This is a genomic window from Sulfitobacter sediminilitoris, from assembly GCF_010667575.1.
GTDB classification, from domain to species: Bacteria; Pseudomonadota; Alphaproteobacteria; order Rhodobacterales; family Rhodobacteraceae; genus Sulfitobacter; species Sulfitobacter sediminilitoris.
This window is the reverse complement of sequence record NZ_JAABNT010000024.1, coordinates 14,347-33,496: the sequence shown is the minus strand read 5'-3', so window position 1 is coordinate 33,496 and position 19,150 is coordinate 14,347. Positions and strand designations below refer to the sequence as shown.

Annotated in this window: 12 protein-coding genes and 1 pseudogene; 11 read left to right on the top strand and 2 right to left on the bottom strand. The window is 58.4% G+C overall.

Annotated features, from left to right (window positions below; all coding sequences use genetic code 11):
- The 4 genes and pseudogenes from GV827_RS21000 to GV827_RS20985 all read left to right on the top strand — a co-directional run.
- Window positions 1–135: pseudogene (locus GV827_RS21000) on the top strand (IS5/IS1182 family transposase); the annotation flags it as partial.
- A gap of 207 nt (window positions 136–342) precedes the next feature.
- Window positions 343–3,684: an adenylate/guanylate cyclase domain-containing protein gene (locus tag GV827_RS20995; protein ID WP_164355854.1), complete on the top strand. Its 3,342-nt coding sequence runs from the start codon at window positions 343–345 to the stop codon at window positions 3,682–3,684.
- A gap of 601 nt (window positions 3,685–4,285) precedes the next feature.
- Window positions 4,286–5,677 (top strand): phenylacetate--CoA ligase family protein, encoded by a 1,392-nt coding sequence (locus GV827_RS20990; protein ID WP_235930610.1) that lies wholly within the window; start codon window positions 4,286–4,288, stop codon window positions 5,675–5,677.
- A gap of 374 nt (window positions 5,678–6,051) precedes the next feature.
- A complete protein-coding gene (locus GV827_RS20985; RefSeq protein ID WP_204326021.1) occupies window positions 6,052–7,629 on the top strand; it encodes an oleate hydratase in 1,578 nt (525 codons plus the stop codon).
- Between the two features lie 499 nt (window positions 7,630–8,128).
- On the opposite strand, the gene GV827_RS20980 is transcribed toward GV827_RS20985, so the two are convergent.
- A complete protein-coding gene (locus GV827_RS20980) occupies window positions 8,129–8,866 on the bottom strand; it encodes a DUF1194 domain-containing protein (RefSeq protein ID WP_164355850.1) in 738 nt (245 codons plus the stop codon).
- 357 nt (window positions 8,867–9,223) lie between these two features.
- Here GV827_RS20980 and GV827_RS20975 point away from each other — a divergent pair, with 357 nt between their 5' ends.
- The 3 genes from GV827_RS20975 (at window position 9,224) to GV827_RS20965 (ending at window position 14,105) form a co-directional block, all read left to right on the top strand.
- Window positions 9,224–10,327 (top strand): efflux RND transporter periplasmic adaptor subunit, encoded by a 1,104-nt coding sequence (locus GV827_RS20975; RefSeq protein ID WP_164355848.1) that lies wholly within the window; start codon window positions 9,224–9,226, stop codon window positions 10,325–10,327.
- Window positions 10,324–13,404, top strand: a complete 3,081-nt coding sequence (locus GV827_RS20970) for an efflux RND transporter permease subunit (RefSeq protein ID WP_164355846.1) — start codon at window positions 10,324–10,326, stop codon at window positions 13,402–13,404. The genes GV827_RS20975 and GV827_RS20970 overlap by 4 nt, the downstream gene beginning before the upstream one ends.
- A 263-nt stretch (window positions 13,405–13,667) precedes the next feature.
- Window positions 13,668–14,105: a hypothetical protein gene (locus tag GV827_RS20965; RefSeq protein ID WP_164355843.1), complete on the top strand. Its 438-nt coding sequence runs from the start codon at window positions 13,668–13,670 to the stop codon at window positions 14,103–14,105.
- A 281-nt stretch (window positions 14,106–14,386) separates the two neighbouring features.
- Here the strand turns inward: GV827_RS20965 and GV827_RS20960 are convergent, their stop codons facing one another.
- Entirely contained in the window at window positions 14,387–15,247 is an 861-nt protein-coding gene (locus GV827_RS20960; RefSeq protein WP_164355856.1) for a MurR/RpiR family transcriptional regulator, read from the bottom strand.
- Between the two features lie 129 nt (window positions 15,248–15,376).
- Between GV827_RS20960 and GV827_RS20955 the strand changes: the two genes are divergently transcribed.
- The 4 genes from GV827_RS20955 to GV827_RS20940 are packed head-to-tail and all read left to right on the top strand — an operon-like array spanning window position 15,377 to window position 19,128.
- The gene (locus GV827_RS20955; RefSeq protein ID WP_164355842.1) at window positions 15,377–16,150 is read left to right on the top strand and encodes an N-formylglutamate amidohydrolase; all 774 of its coding nucleotides are present in this window, start codon (window positions 15,377–15,379) and stop codon (window positions 16,148–16,150) included.
- Window positions 16,147–16,716: a TRAP transporter small permease subunit gene (locus GV827_RS20950; protein ID WP_164355840.1), complete on the top strand. Its 570-nt coding sequence runs from the start codon at window positions 16,147–16,149 to the stop codon at window positions 16,714–16,716. Before GV827_RS20955 ends, GV827_RS20950 begins: the two co-directional genes overlap by 4 nt.
- A complete protein-coding gene (locus tag GV827_RS20945; RefSeq protein ID WP_164355838.1) occupies window positions 16,716–18,044 on the top strand; it encodes a TRAP transporter large permease in 1,329 nt (442 codons plus the stop codon). Before GV827_RS20950 ends, GV827_RS20945 begins: the two co-directional genes overlap by 1 nt.
- Before the next feature lie 46 nt (window positions 18,045–18,090).
- Window positions 18,091–19,128: a TRAP transporter substrate-binding protein gene (locus GV827_RS20940; protein WP_164355836.1), complete on the top strand. Its 1,038-nt coding sequence runs from the start codon at window positions 18,091–18,093 to the stop codon at window positions 19,126–19,128.
- Window positions 19,129–19,150 lie beyond the last annotated feature (22 nt).

The window sequence follows — 19,150 nt, the reverse complement described above, 5'->3', positions numbered from 1 at the left end:
CACTGTATCAAACTGCTTGGCCAATCCGTGATGGCCCGGGACTTCGACCGGCAGGTCGCGGAAATCCAAATCCGCATCGCCGTGCTCAACCGCTACACTGCTCTCGGCATTCCCGTCACAGAGCCCGTAGGATAAGTCCGTCCGGGGAAAGGGGAACTCTGCCCGTCACTGGATTTGTGCAACAAAGCCCGTGCCGTTACCCATTACGACTGCGGCTCAAGAGTCTTCCGGTCCACAATCACTCTCGCCGCAGGCGTTATTCATTGCCTAGGGATCCTGACCAGAGGCACATGCTTGTGCATTGAGGCAACTGGCTGCTAACATCTTACAAAGGGGTCGCGGATGAGCGATGTTGGTATCTGGCTTGATGGATTGGGGCTGGGCGTCTATCGAGAGGCGTTCACCGCCAATGAAATAGACTGGAACATTCTGCCGGATCTGACCAGCGAAGACCTCAAGGATCTTGGTGTCGACCTTGTGGGGCATCGGCGGCGGTTGCTGAAAGAAATAGCTACAATCGAACAGTCAGCGACGCTGACAGACGCAATTTCGCCGGAACAATCAGTCGAACGCCGTCAGGTATCGGTGCTGTTCTGCGATATGGTTGGATCGACGTCCCTTGCTGCGCAGCTTGATCCCGAAGACCTGCGCGACATCCAGCTGAAGTATCAGGACGCCGTGGCCAAAGCCGTCACAGCACAGGGTGGGCATATCGCGAATTTCATCGGCGATGGCATTGTAGTCTATTTCGGCTGGCCTATCGCCACCGAGGATCAGGCCGAAAGCGCTGTAAGGGCTGGGCGGGCCGCGCTGGAGATGATTTCTGAAGTAACCATCCTAGGGAGCGATGAGAGGCTCGCGGCGCGTGCGGCCATTGCAACTGGAACGGTTGTCGTCGGCGATCTTGCCGGAGAAGCGTCGCATCAGAGCGGGGCGATTTCCGGCAATGCTCCAAACCGGGCCAGCCGCCTGCAAAGCTTGGCCGAGGCGGGGCAGTTATTGATCGACGACAAAACCCGGTCGTTGTTGAAAGCGTCGTTCGAAACCGTCGATCTGGGCCGACATCTGTTCAAGGGAATCCACGCTCCCGTTCAGGTCTGGCAGGTCGAGTATGAAGTGACTGCAGATAGCCGTTTTGATGCTGCCAGAACGGCAATTGGCATCACACCACTGGTGGGCCGGTTGGGCGATCTGGAGTTGATGCAGGATCGCTGGCGTCACGCTGTATCCGGCGAAGGCCAGGTCGTTCTGTTGTCGGGTGAGGCCGGTATCGGAAAAAGTCGCATGATCCGCCAATTGTACGAGGCCCTTGAGACACAGCCGAAGTCTATCTTGCGATATCAATGTTCGCATTACTTCGAGAATGTCGCCCTGCACCCTGTTGCCGGAGCAATGGAACGCGCCGCACAGTTTGAGCGAAGTGACGGCCCGGACGCCAAATTCGACAAGTTGGAGGTTATTCTAATGAAGACTTCCCGCCCGTTCGACGAGACGGCCGCGTTGGTTGGGTCCATCCTGAACCTACCTGTGGAGGAGCGATATCCGCCGCTTGAAATGAGCCCGCAACGGCAGCTGGAAGAGACACTTTTGGTCCTGCTTGAACAGGCGGATGCACTTGCAGAGCAGACCCCTGTTCTGTTGATTGTCGAAGATTTGCATTGGGCAGATCCGACAACTTTGGACTTGATCGGGCGTACGATTGCCGCGGCTCAAAGCAAGCCGATGCTTGTGCTTTTGACTTTTCGGCCCGAATTCGTATCGCCCTGGCAGTCTTTCCCGCATCTCACGAACTTGTCGCTCAACCGGCTGGGGCAGGTGGAATGCGGGATTCTGATCGACCAGCTGACCGGCAGAAAACCTCTGCCGTCGACGATCAAGGAGCAGATCACCGACAAAGCAGATGGGGTGCCGCTCTATGTCGAGGAACTGACCAAGACGGTGCTGGATGCGGAATACGTCATTGAGACCGAAAATACCTATGAAGTCATTGGCGATGAGATGGATCTGGCCGTACCAGCGACACTGCACGACACGTTGATGGCGCGGCTGGATCGACAGTCGTCCATCAAGAACGTCGCGCAGATCGGTGCCTGTATCGGCCGGGAATTCTCCTACGATCTTCTCTTCGCCATCGCAGGCTTGCCTGAAAAGACATTACGCACCGCGCTGGATCAACTCGCAGAGGTGGAGATTGTCTTTCACCACGGTAGGCCCCCAACAAGCAGGTACGAGTTCAAGCATGCTCTTTTGCGGGACGCAGCCTATGATAGTCTGTTGAGATTGCGCAAACAGCAACTGCACAGCGAGATCGTCCAGTTTCTGGAAGCACAGGCCAGTCAGGATATCATGGAGTGCGCGTTTCACAGCGCGGCGGCTGGGCTTTCGCAAAAGGCGGCCACGCTCTATCTGCAGGCGGGCCGCGACGCCATGACTGCAGCGACATTCGCTGAGGCGATCAGCCAGCTTCGGCTGGGCCTTGCGCAAACGTCCAAGATGGCAGCAGGTGGCGCGCGGGACCGGCTTGAGCTGGACTTGCGTGTGGCCCTTGGTGCGGCGGAGATGGCGTCCAAGGGTTGGGCGGCTGATGCCATTCGCGAGGCGCTTGATCCTGCGGTACCCCTTGCGCAGGCCTTGCAAGACCAGCTGGCGCTCGGGTTTTCGCTGTTCAGCATCTGGATCTATCACGCAACGAGATCGGAAATGAAACCGGCTTTGGAATGGTTGGCGGCACTGGACAAGGCTGCGGCAGATCACGGTAGCGAAGACTTGCAGATGATCGCTGACACCGCTGCCAGCATGAACTGTTTCTGGATCGGAGATTTCCCGGAAGCAACCCGGCGGCGTGATCGGGTCAAGAAAGACTACAGCTTGGAGGGTCACCGCCACCTGGTCCAATTCATGAACCATGATCCCTATTCAACCGTTCTGGAATGGGGGGGTGCCACTCAGCTTTGGATACAGGGATTTGCCGATCAAGCCGCCGAGGCCGTTGCCGAGGGCAATGCTCATGCGCGAAGATTGGAACACCCGTTCACCCTGGTTCATTCCCTCACCCTCGGTTCGATCGCATTGATGGAATTCGGACAAGGTGAACAAAATCTGTTGCATTGTGACGAAGCCAACGAGATTTGCGATGAATTGAACCTGCCATTCGTCAAGATCGTGTCCAGTGATTCCGTGCGAGGCCGCGCATTGATCGCCCTTGGGCGAGATCAAATCGGTTCTGAGGTTCTCATGGCATCCGTCGCCAATTGGGAAGCCGTCGGAGGGCGGACCACCTTTGGCGAGTACACCTCCCGCATCGCCACCGCACTTGGCCGATTGGGCCGGTTTGGCGAGGCGCTGGTGCTAAGCGACAAGGCACTGGCGCATGAAACTTCGACAGGGGATATCTTCTATCAGCCGGAATCCAATCGATTGCGCGCCCAAATCCTGCTATCAATGCCTGATGCAGACCGCCAACAGGCGTTGCACTATCTGACCAAGTCCCGCGAACTGGCCCGTGCCGTCGGTGCGCTGTCTTTTGAATTGCGTACTGCGACCACTCTGGCCGAGTTTTTGCGACATGAAGGACGGTCGCATGAGGCCGAAGAAGCCTTGCAGCCCGTCTACTCGAAATTCTCCGAGGGGTTCGACACGCCGGACCTTGTTGCCGCGAAATCCCTTCTTGAAGACGTATCGTAACATAGGCCTGCGGGTTTATTGCATTCCCCCAGCGCGCGACAGGCCCAACTGGTTCGTCATAACCATTTGGTCCAATCACTCACCCTGCATTGACTTGATAATCGGGATGCACCCAAAGAACCGGAGCGTAGTCTGCGCAGCCCCACTGAATAGCCGCCAGATTCCTAGGCACCTTCTTGGTTCACGTCTGGCCGTCAGTTTTCGAAATCAGCGGACGATCAGTCATAGTAGAACACTCCAAAAGTTGGGATTTCAGTCGTCCTGAGTGTGCCGCAGCGTGGGACGCTCCCTCTTGTATTGACCGGTCAGGGGCGGCCATTCCGGCCCTTCGTCGTGTCGATCTGGGCTACCGTGCAGCTTATTCAAAGTGGGTTTTGATCGCACACGCCGCTGTGTGCCAGACCGGATGACAGCAATGCGGGACGAAACCGATGTTCGGTGTCTCTGCCAAAAAACGTCGCTTACGCAGAAATCAGCGTGATCATGGGCCAGCGCCATGACGCGACTTGATGTCCGTCAATCGAGGCGCTTTCCTTGGGTGTAGTTTGCAGTCAAAGAGTACTTTCAGACCCGACACAACCAACAGCCAGAGCGAGCAGATATGCGTTTCAGCCTTCTTCGAGCATTGGGATATTTATTTGGTGGGCTTTGGACAAGCTGGGGTGGACACAAACGCATTAAATCCAAGCAGCTCCAAAACCTGCGGCGTCTTGTGGAAAAGGCGCGGCGCGACTCCCCCCTGTTTCGCAGGCTCTACGCGGATCTGCCACCGACAAGCGAGATCGAACTGCACGACTTGCCGGTGACCCGAAAACCCGATCTCATGAGGGAGTTCGACGACTGGCTGACCATTCGATCTCTTACTCTCGACAGGGCCCACGAGCATGTCCGGGATATCCGGAATGTAGGTGTTCCGATCGACGATGTCGCCGTTTTCCAGACCTCGGGGACATCGGGTGAGCCCGCGGTCATCGTGCTGCCCTCATCCTTTCTGGAGTATGCCTATGGGATTTTAATGGCGCGTTTCGATCGGCGCCAGTGGAAGCTTATCCGGGACGTCCGCCAGCTTGGCGTGAAGGTGACGATCACCGGCGGCAACGGTCACTTTGCTGGCATTGGGTTCAACAAATTGGTGCAGCGGCTGTATCCGCGGCTGGCAAGGGGGTTCGGGGCAACCTTCATCGAGGCCGAGCAACCGATTGATCGGCTCGTTGACAAGCTTAATGCGATCGCGAACGTCGCCTGGATCACGACCTACCCCAGCATGCTAAGCATCCTCGTCAGGGAAAAGGAGGCCGGGCGCCTGCAGATCGCGCCTGCGCTCTTTAGTATGGGAGGCGAGACGCTCACGGACGATCTGCGCGAGCGGGCTCTACGGGCCTTTCCCTCGCTGAAATACGGAATTATCGACGCCTATGGGTGCACCGAGTGCCTGGTGCTTTCGTTCGAGTGCAGCCACGGGCGCAAGCATGTGAACGAGGACTGGGTCATCCTTGAAGCGGTCGACGCGGCGATGCAGCCCGTTCCCGATGGCACGCTGTCGGAAACCGTGCTGCTGACGGTGCTCGCCAATGAGGTTCAGCCGTTCATCCGATACGATCTTGGCGACTGTGTGCGGTTCTACAAGGACCCATGCCCCTGTGGATCACCGTTTCGCAGTTTTCAGGTGGAGGGACGCCAGGCGACGCTCGTTCGTGTGGGTGAGGTGACGCTGTCGCCGCTCGTCTTCGATCTGGAGCATGAAAATGCCCAGCGCATCCAACTGGTCCAGACCAGTGAGAGAGAGTTCGAAGTGCGAATAGATCTGGTCGAAGGAGCGACCGAAGGGAGTGTCTATCATGAAGTCATCGCCTCGGTGCAGCGTGTGTTTCGCGATAACGGATTGGAGGATATCACGGTGCGAGAAAGCGCCGTACTTCCGGAATTCACCGCGAGCGGCAAGTTCCACGAAGTTGTGCCATTGCGAAGCGCCAACGCACGAAACACGACATGATCGGGCATGTGCATCTGACGTCTGGGTGCGCGGATGAGTGCCTCACAATCCCGCTTATCTAGGAACCTCCAGCGTGCGTCAAAGCCGACATCCGCCAATGCGTTCAGGAAAAGCAAAATCGGCTCAGAGCCTACTTGCGGCACCGCAGCGGGCGGAACTCACTCGTCGGCGTTGGACCACTGGACGTCCCATTCCGGAGAATGGCCGCGCGTGTCGGCGCCGCAATGCAGCTTTCAGCTGGCTGCCAATGGCGCAGACCAGCGCATTCCCTGCAATCAAGGCCGCAGAGAGAACTGCCGGACTGATGAATGTCAACGCACTGTCGTCCAAGCCGAATAGTCTGAGCGGGTTTAATGACGGAAAGGCAAGTGAAAGTGTCAAAGGTTACATCACTGGAACAGCATCACATTGTTGGCGGCGGCATTGCCGGACTTGCAACGGCCGTCTACCTGATCCGCGATGCTGGCGTCGAAGGCAAAAACATCCGTATCTATGAACAGCTTGGCGTCGCGGGGGGATCTCTTGACGGGTCAGGCGACGCGCAGACCGGATATATGATCCGTGGCGGGCGCATGTTCGAAGAGCATTTCGCCTGCACCTTTGACCTTCTGAATTCGATCCCGTCCTCTGACAATCCGGACGTTTCGGTCACCGAGGATATCATGGCCTTCAATCGCATGGTGCCCGGATCATCAAACTGTCGCCTGGTGCGCAACGGAAGGCCAGCGGAGGATCGCTTTGATCTCACGTTGAGCGCGCAGGGCATCATCGATATCAACCGCTTGATCCTCCACTCCGAACGCACCTTGGCAGGACAGCGGATCGAGGACTGGTTCGACACGTCCTTTTTCGACAGCAACTTTTGGTTGATGTGGTCCACGATGTTTTCATTCCAGCCGTGGCATTCACTGGCTGAAATGCGCCGCTATTTGCGGCGGTTCATCCATCTTTTTTCCGGATTTACCCGCATCGCTGGGATTTTGCGCACCCGTTATAATCAATACGACGCTCTGATCGCCCCGGTCGTGACCTGGCTGCGGGATCGCGGCGTCAGGGTCGCAACTGACACACGGGTCATCGATGTTACGATTGAAGGCACACGGCAGGACCGCTTGGTCACTGCCCTCGTCTTGGCTGAAAAAACCGATGTAAAGGTAGGTGCGGACGACCGTGTCTACCTCACCTTGGGGTCGATGACCGACGCGACTGTTCAGGGATCCAATCATAACGCGCCAGACCTGGAGGATCAGGAGGGCGGCGCTTGGACGCTGTGGCGCAAGCTCGCGGCCGAGCACGAAGGCTTCGGTCGCCCCGAAGCGTTCTGCGGCGACACTGACAAGACTGCGTGGCACTCTTTCACCGTTACCATGGATTGCCCTGATTTCTTTGAGTTCATGGAGGATTTCACAAACAATCGGACCGGCACGGGCGGACTTGTCACATTCGCCGATTCAAGCTGGGTTCTTTCCATCGTCCTTTTCCATCAACCGCATTTCCGTGGCCAGAAACACGGCAGCTACACGTTCTGGGGCTACGGTTTGCGCGGTGACCGCACCGGCGACGTGATCAAAAAACCGATGTGGGAGGCGACAGGGGATGAAATCATCAAAGAGCTTTCTGCGCACCTGAAGCTGACGAAGCAAGAAGAGGCATGGTTTGAAGGTGCGCGGGTTCTTCCCTGTCGAATGCCGTTTATCACCAGCCAATTCATGCCCCGTCAGCCCGGCGATCGACCTGATGTGCGACCCAATGGTGCGCGGAATTTTGCTGTTATCGGGCAATTCTGCGAGTTGCCCCGGGACTGCGTCTTCACGGTCGAATACTCTGTTCGTTCCGCTTGCACCGCCGTTGCGGCACTGACGGCTCGTACAGACGCGCCGCCTCAAGTCGCGCGTACCGACCTTGACCCAATGGTGCTGATACGTGCTGCCCGCGTGCTGTTGGGGATTTGACCAACTTGACAGGGTCAGGCCCCGCATTCGACGGACTTAAGGCGTTGCGTTTCATGCGTGCCTGAAGACACCTTAACCTGACACCAACAGTCAATCGCGACCCATCAGAGACATTCATTGCACGTGCTGCCGCGGCAGCACAGCTTGACCAGACTGGTCATTCGCTGCGTGCGCAAATTCGGAGGGCGCGCGAACTCACACAACGCGGGACAAGGCGGTCATTGGCTGTAAACGCATCCGCGTCGGATCAGGAGGCCGATTCAACACACGGTTTGGAGGCTTTCGTCCCAAGGACCGTCACCACAATGCGGCATCTTGATTGCGGACATTGGGCATTAGCGCACCAATTGCCTTGAGGCAATGAAGCTGAAAGCAGCCGTCGCGGCTTGCCACTTCGGACATGCCTCAGAACGGCGTGCGATGTCTGGCCGTTGAGCTGCATCGCTGCAGCAAATGAACAGGCCAGTGGTTCTTTGAGGGCAGACGGAAGGCGGTGCGGCTACTCTTCCAATCGGGCCTCCGCAAGCTGCTCGTCTGGCGTTAGGCCGGATATTTCCAGCACCAGCTTGCGCCTGACCGTTTCCGCAAAGCTGTTCCGCCCCTCGGCGGTGACCATGAAAGCCCCCGGTCCGCCAATGATGCGAGTCGCGTATTCCTCTTCAAGGTTGGCACCCGCGCGCCGCCCGTCTTCGGGGCGCAGGATTGGCAGGGCATTGATTGTGATTCCGGCCGCAAGCACCTCTGCACGCGCGGCGCTGATGGATGGACCGGACGAGTTGCGGATGCTGTCCCCGGAGAAATCGATGACAGCACGGGGTGCAAAGACATCGTTGCCTTCGATAAGGCGTTTGGCGTCCAGTAGCGCAGCCCCGATGGCGTTGCTGCCGTAAGCCTGGCGCGGCGGGCCGGTAAGCGCGTCGGCAAAGGCGCGGGCGCTCTCAGTGCTGTCGACAATGGTCCAGGGAACCACGACTGCGGTGTTACTGGCCCATTCGATGTAGGTCACGGCGACATTTCCATAGATTGAGTTGCGGATGGCCGCGATGACAACTTCATCCGTAATGGCGAGCGCGTAGCCCTGACGCTGAAAGGCAAGCTCTTCTGCGTCGATAGAACCCGAGGCATCGGCCAGCAGAACCAGTTCCAGACCCGCCTCGCGCTGCGTCTGTGCGTCAAGTGGGCCTGCAAGAACAAGTGGGCTTGCAAGAAGCAGAATGACAATCAATCTCAAAATCATGGGAAGACAGTCTGTCACTTTGTTTTCCTGGGCAAGAGATTTGATTTCATGACGGCGCAACAGGCACGGTAATGCGCATACGTGCTGCAAAGGTGGGCAAGCGAGTTTCAAGAACCGTCGGATCTCCGGGCCACAGACAAGATCGTGCTTCCGATCAGTTGCATTGCGTCACCGCGTTATTCGCATCAGAATTAGAACGGCTACCAACAAACGCGGTGCCCGTAGTTCAGTGCTGAGCCAAGTTCAACAGAACTGTGATGGGCAGCACTATTTGCTTCTGTGGCTGCAGCGTGACGTTTAAACAGGTGAAGCTATCTATCAGCAGATGAACGTGTCAACGAACGGTTGGTGGCCAAAATGACTTCTGTCTGGAAACAGCTTGCGGTGTGCGCGATCCTGATCATCGGGGCCGCCGTATCATGGCAATATCGCGCCGAACTGACTCGTCTCTGGGAGATCTCCTTTGCCGCTTCGGCGCCTGCGCAACAGCAACGGGACCGCGCAAAGGGAATACCGGTGATTGTCGCCCAGACCGAGATCATGCGCGATGACCACAGATTGTCAGCAATCGGCACGGGATTTGCGATCCGCTCCATCACCCTGCGCGCGCCCTCAAGTGGCGAGATCACGGAATTCAACATCGCGCCGGGACGTCGTTTTGCCAAGAACGATACGCTGATGCAGCTCGATGATGCAGATGAGCGGTTTGCCGTCTCGCTCGCTCAGGCTCGGTTTGACCGGGCCAATGACGAACGTGAGAGATACCGCCGGTTGCAAGAGAGTGGCGTTGCGGCGACCGTCCGTCTGGAACAGGTGCAGACGGATTTTCAGGTTGCCCAGATTGAGCTTGAGCGCGCGCAGGAGGACCTGGACAATCGCGTTTTGCGCGCCCCGTTTGATGGGATTACAGGTCTGGCATCGGTCGAGATCGGAGACAGGATCGCGACGGACGATGTCATTGGAAATTTCGATGATCGCAGGAGTATTCTGGTCGAATTCGATCTTCCCGAGGCACTTCTGGGGCGCGTATCTACCGGGCTTGGCGTGACCGCGACAACACCTTCGGTCGAAGGGCGCAGTTTCGACGGTGAAATCAGTGCGATTGACAGCCGGGTCAACGCCGCAACACGGACAGCGCGGGTGCGGGCCGCGATTGGTAATGCCGCCGATTTGCTTAGGCCTGGCGCATCATTTGCTTTGCAGCTTGATCTGCCGGGCAGCTCGTTTCCGGCGGTACCCGAGCTTGCATTGCAGTTTTCCCAAGACTCGCTGCATGTCTGGCGCGTCGCTGAGGGGGCGGCGGAACGCGTGGAAGTCCGCCTGGTTCGGCGGCGCGCAGGTCTGGTCATCGTCGACGGCCCCCTTAAGAAGGGTGATTTGGTCGTCGTAGAAGGCACGCAGAGGCTGCGCAGCGGCGGAGCCGTTCGTGTTTTGAACACACCAAAAGAGCCGCGCACATGAATTTCGCAGGAAAAGGCATCAGCGATCTGAGCGTGCGCCGACCTTACCTTGCGGCGGTACTTAGCCTGATAATTGTGATCGCCGGGATCGGCGCGTTGTGGGGCGTAGAGGTACGCGAATTACCGGATGTCGACCGGCCCATCGTGTCTGTCCGCGCGAACTATCCCGGTGCATCTCCAACCACGGTGGATGCCGAAGTCGCTTCTCTTGTCGAAGGGGCGGTCGCGCGGGTGGCGGGTGTCAGATCGGTGCGGACCTCGTCGGAGGAGGGAAACTTTCGGATGCGGGTTGAATTTAATCCGAGCCGAGATCTCGACAGCGCGTCGAATGATGTCCGCGAGGCGGTCGCGCGGGTAGAAAACCGAATGCCCAGCGGTGTTGAAGACCTCTTTGTCGTCAAGTCCGAGCGGGACGCGAACCCGATCGTAGACATTGCCGTCTGGAGTGATACGCGCTCCATCGACGAATTGACACGTCTTGTCGAAGACGCTGTTGCCACCGAATTCACCGCGCTTGACGGTGTGGCGGAGGTGGTGCTCTTTGGTGCGCGTCAACGCGTGTTGCGGGTTGAAGTGCGCCCGGACAGGCTGGCCGCCTTCGAGCTTTCCATAGGGGAGGTGGCAGATGTGCTTCGCGCGGCGCAGTTCGACGTACCCGTGGGCAGTTTCGGCTCCGGCGCGCTGGAAGTTCTGGTGCGCGCCGATGCGACCGTTTCCAACCCCGAGCGCATCGAGGATTTAATGCTGCGCGACAACGTGCGGCTGGGCGATGTGGCGACTGTGTTTTTTGGCCTTGCCACTCCCGACAGCGTGGCGCGTCTGGATGGCCGTATGATTGTCAGCGTTGGCATCGTGCGGCAGGCGCAATCGAATACCGTGCGCATTTCCAACCAGATGGCAAATGCAGTCGAGCGGCTCAAGCTGCGCTTTCCTGATCTGGGGTTCCAGATCACCAGCGATGACGCGGTCTTTATCAAAGGTTCTATTGCCGAGGTAATGAAAACGCTGGCGCTGGCGCTGGTCATCGTAATTGCGGTTATGTGGGTGTTTTTCGGGCGCCTGACCGCCACGCTCATCCCGGCGATCACCATCCCAATCGCGCTTATCGGCTCGATCGCGGGCATCTGGATTATGGGGTTTTCAATCAACCTGATCACCTTGCTGGCGATGGTGCTGGCCACCGGCCTTGTCGTCGACGATGCCATCGTTGTGACCGAAAACGTTCAACGCCGCAGACAAGAGGGCATGGGGGCCAAGGCCGCTGCGGTCGTTGGGTCAGGACAGGTATTCTTTGCCGTTGTTGCCACCACAATCACACTTGTCGCGGTATTCGTGCCCATATCCTTCCTGCCCGGAGAGGCGGGACGCCTCTTTACCGAGTTTGGCTTTGTGCTGGCCTTCACCGTCATCATCTCCTCTTTCGTCGCATTGACGATGTGTCCCATGCTGGCCTCACTGGGCGACCCGCTGGGAAAGGGTGGCGGGATATTCGAAAGACCGGGCAGATGGGCCGCCCAAGCCTACGCCGCCCTGGTGCGCCCGATGATCCGCGCACCGCTCGTCACCATCGTGGGCGCCACGCTTCTGGCTGGGGGTGCTGTGTTGGTCTACGACGATCTGGGCGAGGAACTGGTACCACCGGAGGATCGCGGAAGGGTCTCGGTCTGGATACAAGGTCCGGATGGGACCAGCCTCGATTACACCGACCGGCAGGTCATACAGGTCGAGGAGATACTGCAACCCTACGTCGATGCGGGCGTTGCCGAGCCGCTTTATTCCATCACGGGCCGGTACGATCTCAATCGCGGTGCGATCACGATGGGTCTGATACCCTGGGAGGCGCGTGAGGTCAGTCAGGCCGACATCGAAGCCGAGATACGTGGAAAACTCGCGCAGATCCCCGGCGCGCAAAGCCGCATTCGAGGCGGAAACAGCCTTGGCCTGCCTGGCGGGTCCGGCGGCGGGTTGAGCATTGCCCTGACCGGACCGAACTATCCCGATATCGCCGCTGCGGCAGATGACTTTGCGCAGGATCTGGGCGAGGTTGAGGGATTGTCAGGTGTCCGCATTCAGTATCAGGCCACCCAGCCGCAGCTCAGCATCGGCGTAGACCGCGCGCGTGCGTCTGATCTGCGTGTGCCGATGTCAACGCTTTCAGCTACCCTTCGGGCGCTGGTGGATGAAGACGAAATCGCCGAACTGACCATCAATGACGAGGCCGTGCCGGTGCTGCTGCAGTCTGCTGCGGGTGCGGTGCGCGACCCCGTCGATCTGATGAGCCTCTATGTGCGCTCCGAAGCGGGTGAACTGGTCCCTTTGAGCCAGATCGTAACGCTGGAGGAAAAAGGCGTCGCTGCCGAGCTGGACCGCCACGCCCAACGCCGCGCGATCGAAATTGACGCCTCAGTTTCCCCGGAAGTCAGTCTGCGCGCGGTGATAGACGATGTGCGCGCGCTGTCACAGGACAGGCTCCCCGAAGGCATCGGCCTGATTTTCTTGGGCGAGGCAGCCTCGCTTGACGAAAACTCCTCTGCCCTGATGGCAACCTATATCATCGCTCTGCTGGTCGTCTTTCTGGTGCTGCTCGCGCAGTTCGAAAGCCTGACGAGCGCGATTGTCGTGATGTTAACCGTGCCATTCGGGGTCTGCGCCGCCATCTATGCAATGCTGTTGACCGGCACGACGATCAATATCTACAGTCAGATCGGGGTTCTGGTCCTGATCGGTGTGATGGCCAAGAATGGCATCCTGTTGGTCGAGTTTGCCAACCAACTGCGCGATCAGGGCAGCGGCGTCATGGAGGCCGCACTTGAGGCCGCGCAAGCGCGGTTGCGCGCTATTTCGATGACGCTCATCTGCACCGTAATGTCTGGTCTGCCGCTGATCCTGGGCAGTGGGCCGGGCGCCGAGGCTCGCGAAGCGATTGGCTGGGTCATTGTCGGGGGACTGGGACTTGCGGCAGTCTTTACGCTGTTTCTGACCCCTGCGGCTTACGCACTGGTAAGCGGGCTCACGTCCTCGCGCGCGTCAAGTGCGCAGGCGCTTGAAAAAGAGCTGGATGCATTGGCAGAGGCCTGAGGCAAGGCCGCGACCCGCAGGTCGGATCACGCCAATGATCGGCTTGACCTTGGACCGTCACTATCCACGTACCACGAACCATTTATTGGCTGATGGGTTCCCGGGATTATGGATAAACGTCACAGAAATATCTGTGTGGCCTGTGGTATCGAAAGTACTGGGACGAAAGGGGCAAGCATTGTACCATTCAACCCTCCACAAAATAGTGAAATGGGCCTTCAGGCGTGAGAGAATGCGCGCGCGGCTCCAATAGGAAAACCATGATGCGCATTGCGATTATATCATTGTACATCATTACCGGCATCGTCAGCGTCACCATGGGCGCGATCTATCTGTTTACACCTGAGTTCATGCCTTATCATTCCGACGCGGTTGGGCGTGCGTGGCAAGACTTGCAAGACAGCGAACAGGTCCTTTTCGGCGCGCTACTTGATGTCGCGGGGGCGGGGTGGATTTCCCTCGGCGTCGCGGTGATCGTTCTTGCCATCGTTCCCGTGCGTCGGGGGGAATTGTGGGCGCGTTTTCTGGTACCTGTCCTGCTTGTCGTGTTCTACATGCCGACGCTTCTGGCCACGCTCTCCGTGCTCGCACAAACACCGGGCAGCCCCCCCTGGTACGGCAATGCATTCGCGTTGCTGGCAACGGCAATCGCTCTTGCGCTGGACCGGCCATGGCGTAGGAAATCCGAGGCGCAGGCCTGAGGTGTCGACGCGTGAGGCACCGAACCAACACAGAGAAGACGCTTGCGGCGAGAATGTGACGTTCGTCAGAACCCGCAGATCGATAAGTGCCTCTAGCCCAAAGAAGTGGCGAGCCGTCTTGGCGCACCCCCATGGATGTTCCGGTCCTTTTGATCCTTGGTCGGTCTTTTCAGGACGGACCTACGCTTTCAGGCAACAGACGCGGGCGCTTTCTGCGAATGCAGCCAATCACGCGCGGTGTTGCTTCGCATAGACTGGGTTTGGAACCAACCTTCGCCACTTCACGTAAATTTTCGAAACAGCCGCGTCTGGTCGAACATATCCTCTAGTTCTTCCATCCGCGCCTTGGTCTCGTCCCAGTGCAGGTTTTGCACAGAGCCGATCATCGTTTCGACCAGCAGCATCGTGGTCGCCGCACTGTCCCAGGCCGACGGCACGACGATCCTGCTGGAGAAACTGTGCGTCGCCAGTTGGTGCACCGGAGAGCGCCACTGGTCGGTGAACAGAATAATCTCGGCCCCGCGCGCGTGGGCCATCTCGGCCAGTTTGAGGGTGTTGTTCTCGTAGCGGCGCACGTCGAAAATGATGAAGACGTCGCCCTTTTTCGCATTCAACAGGTAGTGCGGCCAAGAGTTAGAGGTCGATTGCACGTGGGTCAGGTTCGGGCGGATCACCTGCATGTGCAGGAACAGGTATTCGGCCAGCGTGTGGGTGATGCGGCCGCCGACGATATAGAGGTGGCGCGCAGGATCGCCCACCAAGCCGCAGGCAGCGTCAAAGGCCGCAGGATCGATCTGTCCCAAGGTGTGGCGGATGTTGCCGATCACCGCATCGGTAAAGCGGTTCAGCATATGTTCCGAAGGTGCTGCCTCGGCCCAGGTGTCATGTTTGGCAATGGGGTCTTTCGCCTTGGCCCTCAGTTCCTCGCGCAGCTCTGCCTGGAATTCGGGGTATCCCTTGTAGCCCAGCTTTTGCACCATTCGTGCGACAGTGGGCACCGACACATCCGCGTCTTTCGCCAATGCAGTCAGCGGTCCCAACCCTGAGGCTGGATAATTCTCAAGGATCGACAAAGCAAGCTGACGTTCCGCCCGCGTGAGATCATCCAGCTTCTGCTGGATACGATCCGAGATGGTGAGCATATCTCCGGACACGCGGCCCTCCGCCATTTGCACTAAAATTTATCAAAGCGAGTTCACTTGTGATAAATTTTTCACAATTGTGTTGACAGAAGCCGCCGCTGGCAAGACCTTTGTTGCTCAGGGGGCTGTATGAATCAGACAGACGCAGGGGATACGGGGCATGTCGTCAGGTCGTTGAGACCGGGCGCGACGAACGCCATCGTGCTGGTCTGCGAACATGCAAGCGCATTCATGCCGTCCGAATTCAAAAACCTTGGCTTGTCAAAAGAGGTGCTGACAAGCCATGTGGCCTGGGACCCCGGTGCATTGGGCGTGGCCGAAGCCCTGTCAGAGATGCTGGAAGCGGAACTTGTCGCCTCGGGCATCTCCCGCCTGATTTACGACTGCAACCGTCCGCCGGATGCCCCGGCGGCCATGCCCGCCCGCAGTGAAATCTACGATATTCCCGGCAACGTTGGTCTGACCGCAGCCCAGCGCGCAGCGCGTGCGGATGCCTATTATGCCCCGTTTCGCATGGCGGTCGACGCGGCTTTGGCGGTGCGTGAGAAGGCCGTCCTTGTGACAATCCACAGCTTCACGCCGGTCTATCACGGCAAGACCCGCGATGTTGAAATCGGCATACTACATGACCGCGACAGCGGCCTTGCAGACGCCATCCTTGAGGCCGCCGCAGATCATGACGCGCATGTCGTGCGCCGTAATGAACCTTACGGACCCAATGACGGCGTGACGCACACACTCATCGAACACGGCGTGTCCAAGGGGCGCCCCAACGTGATGATCGAGGTGCGCAATGATCTGATCAGAACCGCTGACGCGCAACGCGAGATGGCGAGCCTGCTGGCCGGTTGGCTGAGACAGGCGGTTGAACAGATCACCTGTGCACAGGAAGCCGCCACATGACCGGCATATTGCGCGGCTTTATCCGGGGCGTGGATGCCGTGAACCAACGTCTGGGGCGGGTGGTCATGTACGGCATCTTTGTGCTGATGGGAATTCTGCTCTGGTCGTCGGTGTCCAAGACCTTCTTTCTGCCCTCGCTCTGGACGCTGGAAATGGCGCAGTTTGTGATGGTTGGTTATTATGTGCTGGGCGGCCCCTATTCCATCCAGATGGGCTCAAACGTACGTATGGACCTGCTCTATGGCGGCTGGTCGGATCGGCGCAAAGCGTGGTTTGACCTGATCACGGTCTGTTTCCTGATCTTCTATCTTTGTGTGCTGATCTACGGGGCTGTCAGTTCCACTGCTTATTCGCTGGGCTACTGGAAAGATGCGCCGTTCTCGTTTCTGTTCGGCGTGCTGACCGGGGCCGAGGAAATTGGCCGGATGGAACAATCCTCATCCGCGTGGCGACCTTACATGTGGCCGATCAAGGTGGTGATGATCGTGGGCTTTGTGTTGATGCTGCTGCAATGCCTGTCGGAGCTGTTCAAGGACTTGCTGCGCCTACGGGGTGAGACTGTCTGATGCCCTATGAAATGATCGCCACGCTCATGTTCTCGACCATGATGTTGATGCTGCTGACCGGTCAGCGGGTTTTCGGCGCGATTGGCTTTGTCGCCGTGGTGGCGGCGCTGCTGCTTTGGGGGGACAAAGGCGGTTTTGACATAGGCTTTGCCGCCGCGATGAAGCTGATGAAATGGTATCCGCTGCTGACGCTGCCGATGTTCATCTTCATGGGCTATGTGCTGTCGGAATCGAAGATCGCCGATGACCTTTACCGCATGTTCCATGTCTGGATGGGTGGCCTGCGCGGGGGGCTGGCGATTGGGACGATCGGGCTCATGGTGCTGATTTCCGCGATGAACGGGCTGAGTGTGGCAGGCATGGCGATTGGGGCAACGATTGCCCTGCCGGAGTTGTTGAAGCGCGGCTATGACAAGCGGATGGTGACAGGGGTCATTCAGGCGGGATCGTCTCTGGGTATTCTCGTTCCGCCGTCCGTGGTGCTGGTGCTTTATGCGATGATCGCACGCCAGCCTGTCGGGCAGTTGTGGCTTGCCGGTGTGGTGCCGGGCTTGATGATGGCGGGGCTTTTCATCGCCTATATCGCGATCCGCTGCCGGTTGAACCCGGTGCTTGGCCCCACCTTGAACGAAGACGAACGCAGTGAAATTCCACGTGCAGAAAAGCTGCGGCTGCTGCGCGCGGGGCTTCTGCCGCTGATCATCTTTGCGGTGATGATGGTGCCTTTCGTGAATGGCTGGACATCGCTGGTGGAAAGCTCCGCTATTGGCGCGCTGGCCGCCTTTGCCGCCGCTGTCTTGAAGGGGCGCATGACCCGCACGGTGTTCGAAAACTCGGTGCGTAACACGCTGGGCATTACCTGCATGTTCATGTGGATCATCCTTGCCGCGCTTGCTTTTGGTGCGGTGTTTGACGGGCTGGGTGCGGTCAAAGCCATCGAAGACCTTTTCACAGAGCGGCTGAACCTCAGCCCCTGGATGATCCTCATCCTGATGCAGCTCAGCTTTATCCTGATGGGCACCTTTCTGGACGATACCGCGATGCTGGTCATCGTTGCCCCGCTTTATGTCCCTCTGGTGGGGGCGCTGGGGTTTGATTTGGTCTGGTACGGCATCCTTTATACGATCACCTGCCAGATCGCCTATATGACGCCGCCCTTTGGCTATAACCTGTTCCTGATGCGCGCGATGGCTCCGCCTGAAATCAGCCTGCGCGACATCTATGCCTCGATCACGCCGTTCGTGATCGTGATGGCCGGGGCTCTCGCGCTTGTGATGATCTTCCCACAGCTTGCCCTGTGGCTGCCCAATTATGTGTACGGAAAATAAAACCAAGAACTCCGCGAATGGAGCTTAACTCATCAAGGAGAAAGACATGACAACAAGACGTAATTTTATCCGCAACGCGGGCCTTGCCGGTGCCGCCACACTGGCCGCACCTTCCATCGCGCGCGCACAGGAAGCGATCAAATGGCGCTTTCAGACCTATGCCGGTGCGGCACTGGGCGAGCATGTGACCAAGCCCGTCATCGATTACATCAACACGGCCGCCAACGGTGAGCTTGAGATCGAACTGTTCTACGCCGATCAGATCGTCCCCACAGGCGAGCTGTTTCAGGCCCTGCAGCGCGGGACCATCGACGGGGTGCATTCTGACGATGACTCCATGGCGTCGCCCACGCCGCTGCAGCAGTTCGGCGGCTACTTCCCCTTCGCGACCAAGCACATTTTGGATGTGCCGGTACTGTTCAACCAGTACGGTTTGAAGGAAATCTGGGAAGAGGAATACGCCAAGGTCGGCGTAAAATGGCTGTCTGCTGCGGGTCAGGATCCGTGCAACTTCAACACCAAGAAGGAAATCACCAGCGTTGCCGATCTGGACGGTCTGCGGCTTTATACCTTCCCCACCGCCGGACGTTTCCTGTCGAAATTCGGCGTGGTGCCGGTGAACATTCCTTACGAGGACGCGGAAGTTGCGGTTCAGACCGGTGAGCTTGACGGCATGGCATGGTCGGGCATTACCGAAGACTACACCGTGGGCTGGGCAGATGTGACCGACTACTTCCTGACCAACAACATCTCGGGCGCGTGGATCGGGTCGTGGTTCGTGAACGAAGAGCGTTGGGCAGACCTGCCTGAACACCTCAAGGCCATCGTTATGGCGGGCACCGAAGCCGGACACACCTACCGCAACCAGTGGTACTGGGGCGGTGAAGCGGCCCTGCGGGCCAATGGCGACAAGCTGGCGCTGCGTTCCGTACCAGCGGGCGAATGGGCCGAGGTTGAAAACGCCGCCAAGGAGTTCTGGGAAGAAGTGGCGCAGGAAGGTGAAGTGCACCAGAAGATCGTCAACATCTTCAAAGAGTACAACAGCGTGATCAATCAGGCTGGCGCGCCGTATAACTTCGAATAAGCTAAAGTCGGGGGCGGCGTCG